Below are 17887 nucleotides of genomic sequence, written 5' to 3'. Positions count from 1 at the left end.
TCAATTTGATCTAGATCAATTAAGCACTAAAACTATGTTGCTTTTTGACCAATAAAAAAATCATGCCATTCAATCATTTGATGTAAATCAAATTCCCGAATGAGTATCAATTTCAAAATGAACATATTGAAATTGATAACAAAAAGGGAATCATCATGCGTCTTAAATCACTAGTGGCAGCAATGGCTGCTGTAGCATCCTTAGCCCCAATCGCAGCACATGCTCAAGCAGAAGAGAATCCATGGATGTTGCGTGTACGCGCAGTGGATTTGCTTTGGCAAAATGGTCAAACTGGATCAGTGCAGTCATTGAACGTGAATGCTAAGAATCAATGGATTCCCGAGTTTGATGTTTCTTATTTCTTTACTAAAAATATTGCTGCTGAGTTGGTCTTGACATGGCCTCAGCAGGTCAACATTACTGCTGGTGGTTCTAATATCGGTAAGATTTCTGCTTTGCCACCTTCATTGTTGGCGCAGTACCACTTTACAGATTTAGGCGCTTTTAAGCCTTATGTTGGCGTTGGTGTGAACTACACCATTTTTGGAAACCGCCAGAATTTCCCTGGATACACTGCTGCCGCTTTGCAAGTTGAGCCATCAAGTTTCGGTGTAGTTGGTCAAATCGGCGCAGACTATATGTTTGATAAAAATTGGGGTGCCAATATCGATTTGAAATACGCCACAATCGCAACAAATGTGCAGACAGTTAGCAATGGTGCAAACATCGGTAAATTAACTCTAAACCCATGGATGCCTGCAGTTGGTGTCACTTACAAGTTCTAAGAATTCAGTTCTTAGTATCTTGAGATAGAGCCCCTTAGGGGCTCTATTTTTATTTGATCAGGTTACTGATTAGCTTCTCAAACTCTCTCTGATCAAAATTCAGATTATCAAAGCGCTGAATGCTTATATGCTCGGGCGGGTCAATCCTGCGTTTGACATATTCATCCCAATGAGTGAGCTTCCATTGATCTCTGGGATCAGCGCGCTTTTCCATCCGCCTCTTTGCTTCGCTTTCCTTCAGATCAATCCAGGCTATGGAGATTTTTGTTTGTGCTGGAATACCAAGCGCTTCGGGGCTGAACATATGGCCACTTTGAATCTCTTTTGAGAACGGCCCTACCAGAATGACATTGACACCCAGCAACAAATTTTCTCGAGCAATATCAATTAAGCCTCGATACTCCCAATCCCTTAAATTTTGAAGATAGTATGGGCTATCGCGATCATTGGGGTTCTGGGTTGTTAGTTCCATTACATGAGCGCTAAAGGCGCCATAGACCGTGTCTTTGTCTAAAAAGAAAAAGTCTTCCCCGGTGCTTTCAATAATAAGAGGGAGGGCTCTTTTAGCTAGAGTGGATTTGCCTGTTCCAGCATGTCCTGCAAAAAGGATGAGCCGAGGGGCAGAAGGGGTAAGTTTGCAGACCATTGGGTATTAGTCTCGCAGAAATTGGGAGAAATTTCTTCTGTTTCTCTGAAGTGACGATAATGTTGCCATGGCTTTAATCGTACTAACTGATGCAAAACTGGCTTTTGGCCATGTAGATCTCCTTGCAAATACCGCTTTTTCGCTTGAATCGGGCGAGCGCGTTGGCTTAATCGGTCGCAATGGCACCGGCAAATCCTCTTTACTGAAGATCCTTGCTGGCATAGAAAAAATGGATGACGGACTCTTACAGTACCAGCAAGGGCTTCGTATCGCCTATGTTCCTCAAGAGCCCATATTTGAGGCTGAAGAAACCGTCTTTGAGGCGGTCTCTAAGGGTGTTGCTGAGGCAAAAGCTTTGCGCGAGGAGTATGAGGCTCTTAGCGTCGGAGAGTGGGATGATGCTGCACATCATCGCTTGGATGAGGTTCAGTCCAAACTCGAAGCGCTGAGTGGTTGGAACTGGGAGCAGCGTGTACATGAAACTCTAGATCGTTTGCATTTGGATGCCGATGTCAAAATTAGCAATTTGTCTGGCGGCACAAAAAAAAGAGTAGCACTTGCTAGAGCATTGGTTGAGGTTCCGGATGTTCTATTGCTGGATGAGCCAACTAACCACTTAGATTTAGATTCGATTGCGTGGCTAGAAGAGCTTCTGAAAGAATATCAAGGCTCTGTGATTCTGATTACGCATGATCGAGCATTTTTGGACAATGTTTGTACGCAAATAGTGGAGCTTGATCGCGGCATCTTGCGAAGCTATCCTGGAAACTTCACGCAATATGAAGCACTCAAAGAACAAGAGTTAAATGCAGAGTCTTTAGCTAATGCTAGAGCTGACAAGCTTTTAGCGCAAGAAGAGGTTTGGATACGAAAGGGCGTCGAGGCAAGGCGTACTCGCAGCGTAGCCCGCATTGCTCGTTTGGAAAAGCTGCGTGCCAGTCGGGCTGAGCGTAGAGATGCGATGGGGCAAGTCAAACTTGCCGTTTCTGCTGGTGAGCGCAGTGGCAAGATTGTTGCTGAGTTACAAAATGTCAGCAAGTCTTATGACAGACCAATTGTGAAAGACTTTACGGCCACGATATTGCGTGGAGATAAGGTTGGTTTACTTGGTCCAAATGGTGCTGGCAAAACAACTTTACTCAAATTAATTTTAGGAACAATTGCACCAGACTCTGGTTCTGCAACCATGGGCACCCGTATTGAAGTGGCTTACTTTGACCAAATGCGCGAGGGACTTAATCTCAATGCCTCGCTAGAGGACTACATCAGTCCTGGTAGTGAATGGATTGAGATTAATGGCAATAAGAAACATGTTAAAAGTTACTTGAGTGATTTCTTATTCGCCCCAGAGAGAACCAATTCACCAGTAAGCACATTGTCCGGTGGCGAGCGCAATCGCCTTTTATTGGCACGCTTATTTGCAAGACCTGCAAATGTGCTGGTTTTGGATGAGCCAACCAACGATTTGGATATTGATACCCTCGATTTGCTAGAGCAATTACTGCAAGATTACAAGGGTACTGTTTTCTTGGTCAGTCATGATCGCTATTTTTTGGATAACGTAGTTACGAGCATCATCGCCAATGAGGGTGATGGCTTCTGGCGTGAGTACGAAGGTGGCTATGAAGACTGGAAGATTCAGAAAGCGCGTTCAGAGCAATTGCGTGCAGCCAATCAAAGTCAAAAAGTTCCTGCAAAGCAAGAGTCTGCGCCTACCCCAGCCCCATCCTCTAAGCCAGTAGCCAAGAATAACGTGCAGAAGCTAAACGGCAAAGAGCGGCAAGAGTTAGAGGGGTTGCCCGCTGTAATTGAAGAGTTGGAGACTGAGCAGGCGGATATCGGAATTGCGATGAGCAATCCCGATTTATATAAAAATGAGCCAGAATTAGCTGCCAGTATGCAGGCGCGCTTGAGTGAGATTACTGAGCAGCTAGATCAAAAGTTGCAGCGCTGGGAAGCTTTACTGAGCCGCTCAGAATCATAAAAAACTAGTCACCACGATGAAATTGTGAGCGTAACTGTGCAATTTCATCAAGCAGATCAAGCGCTAAAGCAACGCCAGGAACATTCAATTCGAGATCGTGGGTGAGGTGGGCGGCGGTCTTTGCTCTGCGTAAAGAGTCGCCACTAAAACGCCAGTCTTCCGGTGATGAGCCAGTGGGACTTAGCACTCCCTCAGTCACCCAAGCCATAATTAAATCTTCTGGCGTACGTGATGCATGTGAGAGCTCAACAATACTCATATGTACTTCATTCTCGACAACGCTGCCTTCAATCCAGGTGATATTGCTTGTATTTACTTGTGTCATGGCATCATCCCTTCAAATGGGTTCTAGGGTTGAAATCAAAGGCTTTCTCAAAGTTTTGATACGCCTCTTTGCGGGTATCGGTATCAGCAGGAGGCAGTGCAATGGCTGGAATTACATATAGATCACCAGGTTCTGAGCTTGGTATGCCTTTGCCCTTAAGGCGCATTTTTCGACCTGCAACAGTACCCGCAGGTATTTTGAGTTCCAGGGTTGATCCAGCAGGGGTTGGCACATGAACCGTGGTTCCAAGAGCAGCTTCCCATGGCGCAAGAGGGATATCAATAAAGACATCTTTTCCATCAACGCGATAAATGGGGTTTGCATGAAAATCAATTTCAAGATAAAGATCACCTGCAGGACCTTGACCAACGCCTGGACCACCTTGCCCGGAAAGTCTCAGATTCTGCCCCGCTTTTATGCCTTTTGGAATGCTTACGTCTAGTTTTCGTTCTTGCGTTATCACATGACCGCTAGCATCCATTGTTGGCATGTGCAGGGAAATGGTTCGCTTAGCACCGTTATATGTATCAGCAAGATCAATCAAAATTTTGGCGTGATGATCTTGACCTTTGAAGTTCATGCCTTGGCGTGTGTGACTACCTTTACCACCTTGACGATGCTTGCCTCTGCCAAATAATGATTCAAAAAATTCGCTTTGATCGCCTTCAAACCCACCACCATATCCAGGATGACCGCCGCCGAAGCCGCCATCGGAATATTCAAAGCCCTCATTCCAGTCTGGTGGGGGAGTGAAGTCTTGCCCATTTTTCCAGTTAGCGCCAAAGCGATCGTAAGCAGCACGCTTCTCGGTATCTTTTAATACGGCGTAGGCTTCACCAATTTCTTTGAACTTTTCTTCGGCACCAGCTTCTTTATTGACATCTGGGTGATATTTGCGAGCCATCTTGCGATAGGCTGATTTGATCTCTGCCTCGGTGGCTGTTCGGGCAACACCGAGGGTCTCGTAATAATCCCTAAATTTCATATGCCTCTATTAATCCTTAACCTATGAATACTGTGTCAATGGATTAATTCTACAGGCGTATTAGCTCATTACGCCAATTTGCCAGGGTACGAATTCATAGTCTCCTAGACCCAAAAGCTCGCTCTTGGATGGTTCGCCAGAAGCCGTTCTGAGGAATAGTTCAAAGATGCGTTGGCCCATTTCTTGGACAGATACTGTGCCATCCAAAATTTCCCCGCAGTTAATATCCATATCCTCAGTTAGACGCTGATACATAGGGGTATTTGTAGCCAATTTGATGCAGGGTGCAGGTTTGGATCCAAACATAGAGCCACGACCAGTAGTAAAAGCAACAAGATTTGCGCCACCGGCAATTTGACCTGTAGCAGACACGGGATCAAATCCAGGGGTGTCCATAAATACAAAGCCTTTAGTAGTGACCGGTTCAGCATATTTATAGACTTCCATTAGTGGACCAGTACCGCCTTTCATAGAAGAGCCTAATGACTTCTCAAAAATATTAGCCAGTCCACCAATTTGATTTCCAGGGCTTACCTGTCCGTTAATTTGTACGTCACGACCAACAGAATATTCATCTTTCCACCAGCGAATACGTTTAATCAGTTTTTCACCAATTTCTTTGCTGGCTGCGCGGCGGGTAAGGGTATGTTCAACACCATAAATCTCAGGAGTTTCAGACAAAATACCCGTGCCACCATGGCGAGACAAGATATCAATTGCTGCGCCTAGTGCTGGGTTGGCTGTAATAGATGAGAAACCATCGGAGCCTCCGCACTGAAGGCCTACTGTGAGGTGGCTTGCGGATACGGTTTGGCGTTTCGCTTTATTGGCCTCCGGCAAAAGAGCTTTAACTGCTTCAATACCGGCTTCAATTGTTTTGCGTGTGCCACCAGACTCTTGCATGATGAAGGTGTGCAAGTTAGATCCCTCTTTAAGATCTTCTTGTTCCATCAAGCCTTTCAATTGATTGCGCTCGCAACCAAGACCCACAATTAATGCGGCAGCAAGATTGGGATGGCGAGCATAGCCCGCCATAGTGCGACGAAGCAACTGCATCGGCTCACCGCTCATTTCCATTCCACAGCCGATACCGTGGCTAAACGCAACAACCCCATCAACATTCGGAAAATCTTTTAAACGTTCTGGCGTGAAATACGCTGCAATTTTGTTTACTACAGTGGCAGAGCAGTTTACTGTCGACAGAATGCCAATGAAGTTACGTGTGCCAACCTTGCCATTCGCGCGGACATAACCTTGGAAGGTGGCGCGCTCAGACTCAGGAAGCATCTGGGTAGGCTTGTATTCGCTAGCATGTGCATAATCGCGATCAAATTCACGGAACTCAGTATTGTGACTATGAACCATAGTCCCAGGTTCAATGTCGGTATTGGCAAAACCTACAGTGACGTTGTATTTAAGGATCGGCTCGCCCTTAAGAATCTTCTTTGCGGCAATTTTGTAACCTGCAGGTACCTGGCTACGACTGGTGAAGTTTTCGCTAGGCACTTCAGTGCCAATGCCAACATCTATTCGAGCAACAACAATATTGTCATTTGGATGTAGGCGGATGATTGGGCCGGCCAATTTTTTTTCAGTGATTTCAATCATGGATGCTTTCTAGTAGATGGATTTAATTATTCTGCAGTGGCGCCAGATTTCTTAACGATTGGGCCCCATTTGGCAACTTCGGATTTGATGTAATCGCCTAGCTGACTTGGGGTGCTGGTGACGATGTCAAACCCTTTGCTGTTAATTTGGCTTTTAATCTCTGGATTATTTAATACCGTATTTAATTGGGAGTTAAGTTTGTCAATAATTGCCTTTGGGGTATTAGCAGGGGCAACAATCGCGTACACCAACTCCACTTCAAACTTTGGTAGAAATTCAGAAATTGCTGGGATTTCAGGCGCGCTTGGCGAGCGCTTAAGGCTGGTGATTCCTAACGGAATTAATTTTCCTGAGCGAACGTAGGGAAGTGCTGCAGGTGTACCAACTAAAGCGGTTTCAATCTGCCCACCCAGTACATCGGTAAGTGCTGGCGCTGCGCCTTTGTAAGGAACGTGCAGGATATCGGTTCCAGCTTGTGTATTGAAGAGTTCCCCGCCTAAATGCAGAGGGGTGCCTGCACCTGAGGAAGCAAAGCTGACTTTATTTGGGTTTGCTTTAGCGTATGCAATGAGTTCAGGAATTGTTTTGAATGGGGCTGATGGATTGGCAACAAATAACAATGAGGAAGAAGCAACCAATGAGACGGGTGAAAAATCCTTAACGAGGTTGTAATTTAGTTTTTTGTACAACGTTTCATTGATGGCTTGCGTTCCTACCATCATTAAAAACAGTGTGTAACCGTCTGGTTTTGAATTTGCAACATACTCCGCGGCTAAGTTTGCACCAGCACCTGGCTTATTTTCAATAATGATGGGTTGCCCAAGATTTTCACCAAGCTTTGGCGCAAAGCCTCGAGCCAGAACATCTGAAGGACCTCCAGCTGCGAATGGAATAACCAATTTAATCGGCTGAGATGGGTAGCTTTGAGCTTGCGCGTTAAAGGCAAAGCAAATACTGATAAGCGACAATGCTAAAAATACTTTTCTCATGTAATGTTCTCCCTAATTATTTTCTTAATCGTTTCTTTTGGCGTATTGGCTAATTTTTTATATGAAAATTACTCAGGCTCTTATTTTCCCGTTATCAATCCCACTGATTGAACCAATCAAGATGGCTAAGGAAGTCATCGTTGATGCCAAAACCGTATTGGTATGTTTGACTGATGATGGTGGCCGCCAAGGTTGGGGCGAAGCGTCAGTAGCACCACTAATGACAGGGGAGACCCTTGATAGTTTGCTTGCCAGCATTAAATACTTGGCAGAAAAAATACGCACAACAGAGTGGACTGAACCCAAGATATTTATTAGCCAGCTTGATGCGATTCTGTATGGCAATCCATCCGCAAAGTCTTGTCTAGAAATGGCATTGCTTGATTTATACACACAAAAGAAATCCATTCCTTTATGGAAATACTTGCAGTCCTTAAGCAATGGAAATGCCGTAGTAAGCCCAAATAGAATGCCCCTCTTGAGAATGCTTGGCGGCACTTTGGATAAAGAGATTGCAGATGCAAAAACATTCCGCCAGGCTGGATTTAAGCATTGGAAAATCAAAATTGGGCTTTTGTCTTTAGATGAAGACTTGCATCGCGTAAAGGTATTGTCTGAGTTGCTAAAGGACGATGTGGTTTCGGTTGATGCTAATGGCGCCATGTCTTTAGAAGACGCAATTCGATTCTGCGAATCGTTAGAGGCTAAAAATTTATCTTTCGCAGAGCAATTGATTAATGCGAATTCTTCATTAGATGATTTTGTATTGCTCAAGAAGCATTCCGCCATTCCCATTGCTTTAGATGAATCTATCCATGGCATCCAAGAGATTGAAGGATTTATAAAGGCTAAAGCTTTTGATGGTGCAAGCCTTAAATTAATTAAGACGGGTGGAGTTCTAGAGGCATGGAGTTGTGCCCAGACCTTGTGCGAGAAGGGCTTTAAGCTGAATTTAGCTTGCAAGGTTGCGGAGACATCCTTATCAGGTGCGGCAACAGCCTCTATTGGCTTTGCTTTAGGCGAGGTTCCCTGGGGATTTAGCATGTCAAATCAATATCTGAAGTTTGATATTTGCGATAAGCCGCTGCGAGCAAATCAGGGCTATTTGGACTGCGCCCAAATGAATGCCGTTGGTGTTGGCATTACCCCGAATATTGATCGCGTTAAAGATGCTATGGCCCAAGGCTATTCAACTATTCAATATTAAGAACATCAAACGCGGCTTTTAATCTGCGTGAATAAGAGTCTGATACCTGAGCTATTTCTTCAGGGCTCCATTTACGAAATCCTTCACCGGCTTTCATGCCAGTTTTTCCATCGGCCATGAGTTGCGCAACCTTCGGTGGCAGGGCGGTGATATTGGACAGGGATGGATAAATCTCTTTTGCGGCATTGGCCATTCCGTCCCAACCCGAAATTTCTTTCTGAGTCATTGGGCCGACGGCAGCATAACGGAACCCAAAGCTGTAACGCACTGCATCGTCGATGTCTTCTGGGGTGGCGATGCCTTCCTGTACGAGAGATAGAGCCTCTCTCATCAGCGCGTGTTGAATGCGGTTTGCCAGAAATCCTGGAATATCTTTCTTAACCAGAACTGGCTTCTTATCAACTGATCTATAGAGCTCACAAGCTCGCTCAGCGTATTGAATGTCTGTCTTTTGTCCCATAACAATTTCAACTAATGGCACTACTTCGGCGGGCATGAAGTAATGTGCGCCCATCATGCGGTTTGCAGTTTTTAAGCCTTCTGCGATTTTGCTAATTGGGAAACCAGAGCTGTTACTTCCAATAGGAATGTTGGCTGGTACTACTTGATCTAGGTATTTGAATACCTCTTGTTTTAATGCAAGGTTTTCTGCGACAGTTTCAATGACCCATTGACAATCATTCCACCCTTGGTATTCCTCTAGTATTCCAACGACTTGCTGCTTCTTGATGTCAGCTTGATCTTTGGTGGCATTGTCTCCCTCCACGCCAATTTTCTTTGCAAGGGTAAGCGCCTTATCAAGGCAAGCCTCCGCTTTTTCTTCGCTTCTTCCTAAGATAACTACAGGGACGCTACGAGCTAAAAATCCAGCGGCTATGCCTGCACCCATGATTCCGGTTCCAACAACAACTACAGATTTCATATTTTTAAACCTATACGGTCAAGTAATAATTTGATTAAACAGCGATATGTCAATAATTGCGTAAGATTAGCACTAATTATGGTTTAATAGTAAAACCTTAAAACTAACTTATCCGTATAACTAATCCGAGGAGACAAAACGTGACCATGCATAACCCCTTCCAGCCAGTAGAAAAAATCAAAACGGAAGTTTTTGCAACGATGCCAGAGAAATTCAGGAAGAAATCTCGTACTGGCTGGTCAGATCCAAACCGCCAAGGCGCAGAAGTGGAGTGCTTTTTGGAGGGCCCATCCTTTGATCGCGAAGGTAACTTGTGGTTTGTTGATATTCCTTTTGGCCGTATTTTCAGAATCGATACCAAAGGCAATTGGGAATTAATCACTCAATATGACGGATGGCCAAATGGCTTGAAGTTCCACAAAGATGGTCGCGCATTCATTTGTGACTACAAAGCAGGGTTGTTGGCTTTGGATCCAAAAACAGGAAAAATTGAAACTATCTTGGGCTCCATGTATAGCGAGAACTTTAAGGGCTTGAATGACCTTCACTTCGCATCTAACGGTGATCTATATTTCACGGATCAGGGTCAGACTGGCATCGCAGATCCAACAGGGCGAGTATTCAGATTACGAGCTAATGGCCAATTAGATCGTTTGGCTCTAAATGTTCCAAGTCCTAACGGCATTACTTTAAATACTCAAGAAAAGCACGTGTTTGTAGCGGCCACTCGCTCGCAACAAATATGGCGTCTACCCTTAATGGCTGATGGTTCAGTTTCTAAGACTGGTGTAGCTATTCAGTTGACTGGTGGTGTTGCAGGCCCTGACGGCATTGAGATGGATTCTGAGAATGGTTTATTGGTATGCCATCTTGGCATTGGTATTTGGAGATTTGATAGCAATATGCTGCCAACCCATTTAATCTATTCTGAGAACCCGCATCACCACCACTTGGCGAATATGTGCTTTGGTGGCCCTGACAATAAAGATCTCTACATTACCGAATCTTTATCAGGTGATATTTTGAAAGTAACTTTGCCAGTTGCTGGCAAAAAAATGTTTGGACTTTCCTAAATTGTCTGAGCGCTTACCGTTATACAAGTCTCTAGCGAATACGCTAGAGCAGCGAATTTATAACGGAGACTGGCCGGTAGGGTCTGTCTTGCCTGCTGAGGCAGACCTGTGCCGAGATTTTGAATCTAGTCGACACACTTTGCGACATGCATTGCAGATTTTGGAGGCGAATGGACTGATCTATCGCCATCAAGGCGCGCCTACAAAGGTGGTCTCGCGGCAACGTTTGCGTCGCTTTACGCAAAGCTTCAATTCCCCGATTGATATTTTGAGTTATTCACGAGACACCTATCGCGAGAATTTAGTCGAGGAATATATCGAGCTAGATCAATCCTTGAGTCAAATCGTTGGCGCTCCAGTAGGGTCTTCTTGGTATCACATTGGTGGAATACGCAAACGCCAAAAGTTGGAAGAGGTTATTGCGTGGACGGATATTTATATCTTGCCTCAGTTTGCATCTTTGACTAAAGATCCTGAGCACACACAAGTGATGGTGTACGAGCAAATTGAAAAAAAATATGGCGCCCGAATTGAGCGTGCAGAAGTAGATGTTTATGCTGCCGCTGCTTCACCTGTGATTTCTAAAAAGTTGAACATTGAGCCTAACGCGTCGTGTTTAGTCATCATTCGCCGATATTTTGATGACCAAGATAAGCTATTTGAGGTAACGGTGACGCACCATCCGGAAAATAAATACAAATATAGTATGGAATTTAAAGCGAGCTCAGAGGTATAAATCACAATGAAATATTTATCCATTGCAGATGCTGAAGGATTTATCGCTAGAGCTCTAGAGGCGGAAAAAGTGCCTGCAGCGGATGCAAAAATAATTGCCAATTTGATGGTGAAGTCAGATTTGGTTGGTGCTGATGGACATGGTATTTTTCGGTTGCCGGCTTACCTTAAGAGAATTCGTGCGGGCGGCGTAAATCTTCAACCTAATATTCATATTGAGCGCGAACAGGGTGCAACTGCACTCATTAATGGCGACAATGCGTTAGGCCATTTAGTAATGAACCGTGCAGTAGAGCTCGCGCTTGAGAAAGTGAAACAACATAGCGTTTGCTGGATTGGCAGTCATTATGGAAATCATTCTGGTGCCGCTTCAGTTTATGTGCGTAAATTAGCTGAGCAAGGCTATATTGGAATTTATATGGCGGTAGGCAACGCAAATCACATGGCCCCATGGGGTGGAATTGATTTGCTCTTATCAACCAATCCCATTGCCATTGCTGTCCCTGCTGGTAAAGAGCCAATTGTGCTGTTGGATATTGCCACTACGGTAGCTGCATACGGCAAAGTTAAAGTGGCCGCGCAAAAAGGCGAAACTATTCCTGATGATTGGATGATTGATAAGCAAGGTAAGCCGATTACAGATCCAAAGCGATCCGCTGAAGGCTCTTTATTGCCTATTGGCGGATACAAAGGCTATGGCTTGGCGGTCATGATTGGTTTATTGGCTGGCGCCTTAAATAATGCAGCCGTAGGTAAAGGGACAATTGATTTCAACGCCCATCATGATTTGGTTACCAATACTGGGCAAGCGATTATTGCGGCAGATCCCAGCGCTTTTGGCAATAAGGATGACTTCATTGCTCGAGTCATTGAGCTAGTAAATGATTTGAAGAGCTCAACCACTCTTCCTGGCGTTAAAGAAATCCGCGTGCCAGGAGAAGGTGCCGCTAAAACCATGGCAGAGAGACAGCGTTTAGGTATTCCAGTTTCACCTGAGCTATTAGATGCCCTAAATGCGTGTGCTAAAGAATGCGGAATCGCGACTCTGGCACTGTAAAAATTCTGGAGGAGACAATATGTTTAAAAAGATATATAAAAACATAGCAATAGGCGTAGTGATAACTGGCCTTTTTGTAGGGGCAGTCAATGCTGCTTATCCAGATAAACCGATCAAGATGATGATTGGTTATGCGCCAGGTAGCTCAACCGACATTGTGGGCAGGATGATTGCCAATGATTTGAGTATCGCCCTCAAACAACCTATTGTTGTTGAAAATCGTGGTGGTGCTGCTGGAAGTTTGGCTGCTGAAGCAGTTGCAAAGAGCAATCCAGATGGCTACACCATCTTATTCGCACAAAACGGTTTGGCAATTAATGTTGCTGCAAATCCAAAATTACCTTTTAACGGCCAAAAAGATTTATTGCCTGTGGTGGGTGTTGCTGCTACTCCTCACATTTTGATTGTGAACAATAATTCCCCGGCGAAAACTGTTGCCGACCTAATTGCAATGCTTAAAGCTGATCCTGGCAAGCTGAGTTTCGGTTCTTCTGGGATTGGAAACTCAGATCACATGGCAGGGGAGTTGTTTTTGGCTACTACTGGTTTACAAGCTATTCATGTGCCTTATAAGGGTGGTTCACCTGCGGCGACTGATTTAGTAGGAGGTCAAATTGATTTCTATTTTGCAGGTATGCCAGTAGGGCTTCCTCTCTATAAAGGCGATAAGGCAAGAGCTTTAGCAGTGACAAGCAAGAATCGTTTTAGTGGCGCTCCTGAGCTAATGACCATTCAAGAGGCAGGAGTGAAGGGCTATGAGATGGCTTTATGGCAGGGCATGTTTGTCCCAGCTGGAACGCCGCAAAATATTGTCAAAGCGCTAAACAACTCAACTCTGAAAATTCTGGAAACACCTGAGATGAAAGAGCGGTTTCAAAAAGCAGGTGTCCAAATCGCGCCGATGGACACGAAGCAATTCTCAGAGCTTTACTTTTCCGATATAGCAAGATGGAAAGTAGTGATGGAAAAAGCCAAGATTAAGCTCGACTAATTCCAAAACCAGTCTTGCTGCGCTACTCCTTATTAAGCGCTGAGGTCAAATACTAAGACTTCGGCGCTTTTTCCATTCAAAATCGACAATTGAGATTCATCTTTGATGAGAAGCGCGTCGCCACTATTTAATTCTTGACCATTAACTTGAAGTGAACCACGAATCAGGTGAACGTACGCTTTGCGACTGGGGTCTAATTTCAGACTGGCTGACTGCTCGCCATCAAAGTGTCCCGCATACATTTTGGCATCGGCTGAAATGCTGACTGATCCAGCTTCTCCAGTAGGGGAGGCAACCAAACATAATTTCCCATCCTTATTGACAGCAGGAATGGTTTTTTGTTCATAGCTGGGTGCAATTTCTAACTGATTGGGTTCAATCCAGATTTGCAGGAAGTGCGTGGTTTGATCTTTTGCATGATTAAATTCGCTATGCATCACTCCAGTGCCAGCACTCATGCGTTGCACATCCCCGGGAGGAATGCCTTTAATGTTTCCCATGCTGTCTTCGTGTGCCAATTCACCTGATAGCACATAGCTGATGATTTCCATGTTGCGATGGCCATGCTTGCCAAAGCCCATGCTAGGTGCAACGCGATCCTCATTAATCACGCGCAAATTTCCCCAGCCCATAAATCGGGGATCGTGATAGCCAGCAAAGGAGAAGGAGTGAAAGCTTTTGAGCCAGCTATGGTCAGCATAGCCCCGCTCTTGGGATTTTCGGATAAATAGCATATAGAACGCCTTTTATTGTTTATTCCTGTATTAAGCACATTATCATTAGCTTTTGAAATATTTGCTTAATGGTTGGGCATGGGAAGCTTTAAAGAGAACACTAGCGAAACCTTCTTGGGTTTAAAAGAGACTATTGCTGAAAAATGGTCTGATTTCATCCAATTCTTAGAAGAGGCGTGGCCACTGTTAATTCTCTTGCTCACGATTTTGATGGGCATTTGGTGGTATGCAGATCCACCTCCGCCAAGGCATGTGCAGATTGCTACCGGATCAGCGGGCGGCTCCTATGAAGATCTTGGTAAAAAATATGCTGAGTATTTCGCGACCAAGGGCGTTACTCTTGAGCTGGTTTCAACTAACGGAGCACAAGAAAATCTCCTTCGTTTAAGTGATCGAAATGATCCCGTTCAAGCTGCCTTTGTTCAAGCTGGAGTGGAGCGACCAAAAAATATTAGCGGCATTCAATCTTTGGGTTCAATTGGCTATGATCCGATTTGGTTCTTTTATCGTGGTCCAGAAGTAAAAAGTAGCGACTTTCAAGTCATTGCTGGACACTCTAAATATTTTTCTAATCGCAAAGTATCCGTCGGTGTAGAGGGCAGCGGGACTCATGCTCAGACTACCCGGATTATTAAACTATCTGGATTGGAGAATGCCGGTCTGCAATTTGTGAACTACCCTGGCGAAAAGGCTGTTAAGGCTTTACAAGCCGGTGAGATTGACGGCGCATTTATTGTTGATGCTTTAGAGGCGCATAACGTACAGACCTTGCTTAAGGATCCACAATTGCACTTGGTTACCTTTAAGCGTGCAGAGGCATTCACGAAGCTAATGCCTTATGTGAAAATCTTAAGCGTCCCAGAGGGGGCGTTTAGTCTGCAACGTAATTTTCCAAATCAAGATATCAAGTTAATTGCAACCACAACGAACTTATTGATTGATGACCGGATGCACCCTGCGATTCAGTTTCTATTTTTAGAGGCTGCTCGAGAAATTAACGGTAAAGAGTCCTTTTTTGCAAATAGAGGGGAGTTCCCGTCCTTTAAAGACTCCCTTTGGCCTGAGAGTCCGGTTGCCGTTCATTATGAAAAGAATAGTTATCCGCTAATTTCCGCATATTTCCCATTCTGGATGGCGGAGTTTATTAGCCGTCTGTTGTTTATCTTCCTGCCGTTTTGCATCATCGCCTACCCAGTTTTGCGTAGCTTGCCTAGCTATCGAACCAAGTTGATGTACAACAAGATCAATCGACTATACGGTGAATTAAAAACTTTTGAGCAAAGCCTATTAACGACTTTTGATGCCGCTCAAAGAGATGAATACTTGAAAAAGCTAGATCTATTGGAATATCAGGCGCTAAACATCAAGGTATCAAAACGTCTAGCGGGTGATTACTACGCCTTGCGAACTAGCATTGACTACGTTCGCAATTGTCTGAATAGGGGCGTGCACCCCTATCAATTCAGTGATGCAGTGGATCCAGATCTATAGCGCTATTACTTATTCGTTGTCCGCATGGCGGCTTGGGAACTTGTAAGACGCGTAGCGAACAACTGCATTAGCCAATGCCAGAACAAGAATGGTAATACCCATCAATAAGATGGCCATGTCTGCTTCATGCTTGGTATTTACTAAATCAATAATCAGACGTGTTACTGCAGTAATGGCAACATAAATTAGAAAGCGCACTGGCATATGGTTGGTCTTGAAATAGATTCCGACCATTGCGCCGATCTCAAGATAGATAAATAAAAGCAACAAGTCTTCAATTGAGGCGGAGCCTTTGCTAACCATCCCTAAAAAAGCAACTGCGGCTGACCAAACTGTCGCAGCGCCAATGCCAAACAAAGCTATCCGATGAAAGAGTGACACAAATAAATTGCCGATGGGCACCGTCCACCGTTCAATCGCGTTTTCTATTTTGGTTGCATCTTTCGGTGAAGTTGGGGTCATATTCATAAAGCCTCCTACATTATTGTTATTGAGCTCAGTATATTTATCGGGGTAAATAAGTAAACAAAAAAAGGGGCAAATGCGCCCCTTTTTTCATAAGTGTTGACCTGGATCAACCCAAGGTATCCGCCCAGATATTGTGAGCCCAGCCCCATGCATAAACCCCTTCTAAGGTTGAGGGTGCAGGTGAGAGGCCGCCAGAGCCTGGGACAGGCTTAAAGGTCTTCTCTGCGGCGATGTACTGATGCACGCTGGCCACATGGACCACCTCTTTTGAATTAACAAAGCTATAGCAGGTGTTTGTTAACACAGGGGAGGGATTCACTTCCCAGTCGCTGAGTTCAGCAACAATTGCGGCTGCTGCCACTTTGGCATGTTGATTAGCCATATGACCAGATTTGGGCATTGCATAAGCAACTTGTATCGAATCACCTAGAACGTGAATATCTTTTTGCGCTGTTGACTCAAAGTTCAGAAAGTTCACGTTGACCCAGCGACCATTGGCATTAGCAAGGCCAGTTTTTACGGCAATGTCACCGGCACTCATCGCTGGTAATAAGTTAAGCACATCCGCTTTAATGTCTTCCTGAATTTCAAACTTGATTGTTTTGGTTTTTGCATCAACGCCAGTCACGTTGTATTTTGGTAAATACTCAATCATGCCGGGGTACTGCTCAGCCCATACCTTTTTAAAGAGTGCGCCTTTAGAAACCACATCTTGATTGGCGTCCAGGATAAGTACTTTGGACTTGGGTTTGTATTGCTTGAAATAGTTTGCTACTTGGCAAGCGCGTTCATAGGGTCCAGGAGGGCAGCGATAAGGCGCTTCTGGGATGCTAATGGCAAATGTGCCGCCATCTTTCATTGCAGCTAGTTGCTTGTGCAGAGCTACAGTCTCAGGGCCTGCCTTCCACGCCTGTAAGGTCACTCCAGCTTTATTGGCTTGCGCAAGACCCTCAATGCTATTCATTATTAGACTAGAGCCTGGCGACAAAATCACTTTGTCATAGCGCAAGGTTTTGCCCGAGGTTAATTTGACAGTTTTTTTGTCGGGATCGATATTGCCAACACTGTCTTGAATAATTTTTACTCCATGACGCTTACTTAGATTGTCATAGGGGCTCGTTATATCAGCCAAAGTGCGAGATCCACCAACTACAAGGTTGGATAGGGGGCATGAAACAAATGCGGCATTGGGTTCAATCAAAGTCACATTTGCTGTGTTGTTGGAAAAAAGGCGCAAATACTTTGCTGCGGTAGCGCCCCCATAGCCGCCGCCGATTACGATTATTTCTGCCTTTTGTAAGTTTGCGTGGGCTTGGCCAGCAAAGCCTGCCAATAAGCCTATTCCAGCTGCACTCTGTCCAATAAAGTGTCGACGATCCATGTTGGGCTCCTATTTATTTCCCAATTGCTTGGCGATGATTTCGAGTTGCTCATCAGAGTAACCTTTGGCGAGTTGCGGCATGATGGTGCCCTCGCGTGCGCCAGACTTGAATGCTTTGAGTTGACTCAGAATCTGCTCAGTGCTTAGATTGTTAATGAGTGGTATGCCCCCATCTAATACACCTTTGCCATCAGTGCCATGGCAATTAGCACAGGTTGCGGCAAGTCCGCGGTGATAAAGATTGGTCGCGCCCGTTGACTCTGCTTGGGTTTGATAAGAGACAAAGCAAAGATTTAAAAAACCCAAAAGGTATAAAGAGGGCTTTATTTGTTTCCATTGCATGAGAATAATCTCCATTTCTGATTGGCGCACAAGATAGATGGCAACCTTATTTATAAGCTTGTACTATCTTAATCAAGAACGAGGGAAATGCGAAGGAAGTAGAGCGCCCTTTTAAGATGGAATTTTTATATATTTATACCCCGTTAGGGGTAAACCCATTTTTG

The 17887-nt window shown here is 44.7% G+C and carries 18 protein-coding genes; 8 read left to right on the top strand and 10 right to left on the bottom strand.

The genetic code is table 11. The features are described 5' to 3' along the window. The first annotated feature begins 155 nt into the window (after positions 1-155). Positions 156-785, top strand: a complete 630-nt coding sequence (locus ICV39_RS09240) for an OmpW family protein (protein WP_215389793.1) — start codon at positions 156-158, stop codon at positions 783-785. 49 nt (positions 786-834) lie between these two features. Here ICV39_RS09240 and ICV39_RS09235 read toward each other — a convergent pair whose 3' ends face one another. Beyond that, positions 835-1431: an AAA family ATPase gene (locus ICV39_RS09235; RefSeq protein ID WP_215389792.1), complete on the bottom strand. Its 597-nt coding sequence runs from the start codon at positions 1429-1431 to the stop codon at positions 835-837. A gap of 67 nt (positions 1432-1498) precedes the next feature. Here ICV39_RS09235 and ICV39_RS09230 point away from each other — a divergent pair, with 67 nt between their 5' ends. Continuing rightward, positions 1499-3415, top strand: a complete 1917-nt coding sequence (locus ICV39_RS09230; RefSeq protein ID WP_215389791.1) for an ATP-binding cassette domain-containing protein — start codon at positions 1499-1501, stop codon at positions 3413-3415. Between the two features lie 4 nt (positions 3416-3419). Here ICV39_RS09230 and ICV39_RS09225 read toward each other — a convergent pair whose 3' ends face one another. Genes ICV39_RS09225 through ICV39_RS09210 form a run of 4 tightly spaced genes read right to left on the bottom strand, consistent with a single transcriptional unit; the run spans position 3420 to position 7322 of the window. Further along, positions 3420-3740 (bottom strand): chaperone modulator CbpM, encoded by a 321-nt coding sequence (locus tag ICV39_RS09225; RefSeq protein WP_215389790.1) that lies wholly within the window; start codon positions 3738-3740, stop codon positions 3420-3422. A gap of 4 nt (positions 3741-3744) precedes the next feature. Then, complete coding sequence (locus ICV39_RS09220) at positions 3745-4725, bottom strand: DnaJ C-terminal domain-containing protein (RefSeq protein ID WP_215389789.1); 981 nt, start codon at positions 4723-4725, stop codon at positions 3745-3747. A gap of 60 nt (positions 4726-4785) precedes the next feature. Then, entirely contained in the window at positions 4786-6333 is a 1548-nt protein-coding gene (locus ICV39_RS09215) for a UxaA family hydrolase (RefSeq protein WP_215389788.1), read from the bottom strand. A gap of 26 nt (positions 6334-6359) precedes the next feature. Further along, positions 6360-7322 carry a tripartite tricarboxylate transporter substrate binding protein gene (locus ICV39_RS09210; protein ID WP_215389787.1) on the bottom strand — a complete coding sequence of 321 codons (963 nt, stop codon included), beginning with the start codon at positions 7320-7322 and terminating at the stop codon, positions 6360-6362. A 61-nt stretch (positions 7323-7383) separates the two neighbouring features. Between ICV39_RS09210 and ICV39_RS09205 the strand changes: the two genes are divergently transcribed. Beyond that, positions 7384-8529, top strand: a complete 1146-nt coding sequence (locus ICV39_RS09205) for a mandelate racemase/muconate lactonizing enzyme family protein (RefSeq protein WP_215389786.1) — start codon at positions 7384-7386, stop codon at positions 8527-8529. Here the strand turns inward: ICV39_RS09205 and ICV39_RS09200 are convergent. After that, positions 8516-9451: a 3-hydroxyacyl-CoA dehydrogenase family protein gene (locus tag ICV39_RS09200; RefSeq protein ID WP_215389785.1), complete on the bottom strand. Its 936-nt coding sequence runs from the start codon at positions 9449-9451 to the stop codon at positions 8516-8518. The genes ICV39_RS09205 and ICV39_RS09200 overlap by 14 nt on opposite strands. Positions 9452-9597: 146 nt before the next feature. Between ICV39_RS09200 and ICV39_RS09195 the strand changes: the two genes are divergently transcribed. The 4 genes from ICV39_RS09195 to ICV39_RS09180 are packed head-to-tail and all read left to right on the top strand — an operon-like array spanning position 9598 to position 13307. Then, positions 9598-10524 carry an SMP-30/gluconolactonase/LRE family protein gene (locus ICV39_RS09195; protein WP_173956703.1) on the top strand — a complete coding sequence of 309 codons (927 nt, stop codon included), beginning with the start codon at positions 9598-9600 and terminating at the stop codon, positions 10522-10524. Further along, a complete protein-coding gene (locus ICV39_RS09190) occupies positions 10511-11260 on the top strand; it encodes a GntR family transcriptional regulator (RefSeq protein WP_215389784.1) in 750 nt (249 codons plus the stop codon). The genes ICV39_RS09195 and ICV39_RS09190 overlap by 14 nt, the downstream gene beginning before the upstream one ends. A 6-nt stretch (positions 11261-11266) precedes the next feature. Beyond that, positions 11267-12316: an Ldh family oxidoreductase gene (locus ICV39_RS09185; protein ID WP_215389783.1), complete on the top strand. Its 1050-nt coding sequence runs from the start codon at positions 11267-11269 to the stop codon at positions 12314-12316. 19 nt (positions 12317-12335) lie between these two features. Then, positions 12336-13307, top strand: coding sequence for a tripartite tricarboxylate transporter substrate binding protein (locus ICV39_RS09180; RefSeq protein ID WP_215389782.1), 972 nt, complete (start codon positions 12336-12338; stop codon positions 13305-13307). Positions 13308-13339: 32 nt separating this feature from the next. Here the strand turns inward: ICV39_RS09180 and ICV39_RS09175 are convergent, their stop codons facing one another. After that, entirely contained in the window at positions 13340-14041 is a 702-nt protein-coding gene (locus ICV39_RS09175) for a pirin family protein (RefSeq protein ID WP_215389781.1), read from the bottom strand. A 78-nt stretch (positions 14042-14119) separates the two neighbouring features. Between ICV39_RS09175 and ICV39_RS09170 the strand changes: the two genes are divergently transcribed. Beyond that, positions 14120-15532 carry a TAXI family TRAP transporter solute-binding subunit gene (locus tag ICV39_RS09170; RefSeq protein ID WP_215389780.1) on the top strand — a complete coding sequence of 471 codons (1413 nt, stop codon included), beginning with the start codon at positions 14120-14122 and terminating at the stop codon, positions 15530-15532. Between the two features lie 9 nt (positions 15533-15541). Here ICV39_RS09170 and ICV39_RS09165 read toward each other — a convergent pair whose 3' ends face one another. The 3 genes from ICV39_RS09165 to ICV39_RS09155 form a co-directional block, all read right to left on the bottom strand. Beyond that, complete coding sequence (locus ICV39_RS09165; protein WP_173955551.1) at positions 15542-16000, bottom strand: phosphate-starvation-inducible protein PsiE; 459 nt, start codon at positions 15998-16000, stop codon at positions 15542-15544. A gap of 106 nt (positions 16001-16106) precedes the next feature. Then, the gene (locus ICV39_RS09160) at positions 16107-17381 is read right to left on the bottom strand and encodes an NAD(P)/FAD-dependent oxidoreductase (RefSeq protein WP_215389779.1); all 1275 of its coding nucleotides are present in this window, start codon (positions 17379-17381) and stop codon (positions 16107-16109) included. A gap of 9 nt (positions 17382-17390) precedes the next feature. Further along, entirely contained in the window at positions 17391-17723 is a 333-nt protein-coding gene (locus ICV39_RS09155; RefSeq protein WP_215389778.1) for a c-type cytochrome, read from the bottom strand. Positions 17724-17887 lie beyond the last annotated feature (164 nt).

This window comes from Polynucleobacter sp. MWH-UH25E (assembly GCF_018687095.1).
Classification (GTDB): domain Bacteria; phylum Pseudomonadota; class Gammaproteobacteria; order Burkholderiales; family Burkholderiaceae; genus Polynucleobacter.
Note: the sequence above shows the minus strand (reverse complement) of the source record. Positions and strands in the feature narration are given on the sequence as shown.

Bases quoted from the DNA above. Each gene is read 5' to 3' on its own strand.
- ICV39_RS09240 (WP_215389793.1), top strand. From the start codon at position 156: ATGCGTCTTAAATCACTAGTGGCAGCAATGGCTGCTGTAGCATCCTTA.
- ICV39_RS09235 (WP_215389792.1), bottom strand. From the start codon at position 1,431: ATGGTCTGCAAACTTACCCCTTCTGCCCCTCGGCTCATCCTTTTTGCA.
- ICV39_RS09230 (WP_215389791.1), top strand. From the start codon at position 1,499: ATGGCTTTAATCGTACTAACTGATGCAAAACTGGCTTTTGGCCATGTA.
- ICV39_RS09225 (WP_215389790.1), bottom strand. From the start codon at position 3,740: ATGACACAAGTAAATACAAGCAATATCACCTGGATTGAAGGCAGCGTT.
- ICV39_RS09220 (WP_215389789.1), bottom strand. From the start codon at position 4,725: ATGAAATTTAGGGATTATTACGAGACCCTCGGTGTTGCCCGAACAGCC.
- ICV39_RS09215 (WP_215389788.1), bottom strand. From the start codon at position 6,333: ATGATTGAAATCACTGAAAAAAAATTGGCCGGCCCAATCATCCGCCTA.
- ICV39_RS09210 (WP_215389787.1), bottom strand. From the start codon at position 7,322: ATGAGAAAAGTATTTTTAGCATTGTCGCTTATCAGTATTTGCTTTGCC.
- ICV39_RS09205 (WP_215389786.1), top strand. From the start codon at position 7,384: ATGAAAATTACTCAGGCTCTTATTTTCCCGTTATCAATCCCACTGATT.
- ICV39_RS09200 (WP_215389785.1), bottom strand. From the start codon at position 9,451: ATGAAATCTGTAGTTGTTGTTGGAACCGGAATCATGGGTGCAGGCATA.
- ICV39_RS09195 (WP_173956703.1), top strand. From the start codon at position 9,598: ATGCATAACCCCTTCCAGCCAGTAGAAAAAATCAAAACGGAAGTTTTT.
- ICV39_RS09185 (WP_215389783.1), top strand. From the start codon at position 11,267: ATGAAATATTTATCCATTGCAGATGCTGAAGGATTTATCGCTAGAGCT.
- ICV39_RS09180 (WP_215389782.1), top strand. From the start codon at position 12,336: ATGTTTAAAAAGATATATAAAAACATAGCAATAGGCGTAGTGATAACT.
- ICV39_RS09175 (WP_215389781.1), bottom strand. From the start codon at position 14,041: ATGCTATTTATCCGAAAATCCCAAGAGCGGGGCTATGCTGACCATAGC.
- ICV39_RS09170 (WP_215389780.1), top strand. From the start codon at position 14,120: ATGGGAAGCTTTAAAGAGAACACTAGCGAAACCTTCTTGGGTTTAAAA.
- ICV39_RS09165 (WP_173955551.1), bottom strand. From the start codon at position 16,000: ATGAATATGACCCCAACTTCACCGAAAGATGCAACCAAAATAGAAAAC.
- ICV39_RS09160 (WP_215389779.1), bottom strand. From the start codon at position 17,381: ATGGATCGTCGACACTTTATTGGACAGAGTGCAGCTGGAATAGGCTTA.
- ICV39_RS09155 (WP_215389778.1), bottom strand. From the start codon at position 17,723: ATGCAATGGAAACAAATAAAGCCCTCTTTATACCTTTTGGGTTTTTTA.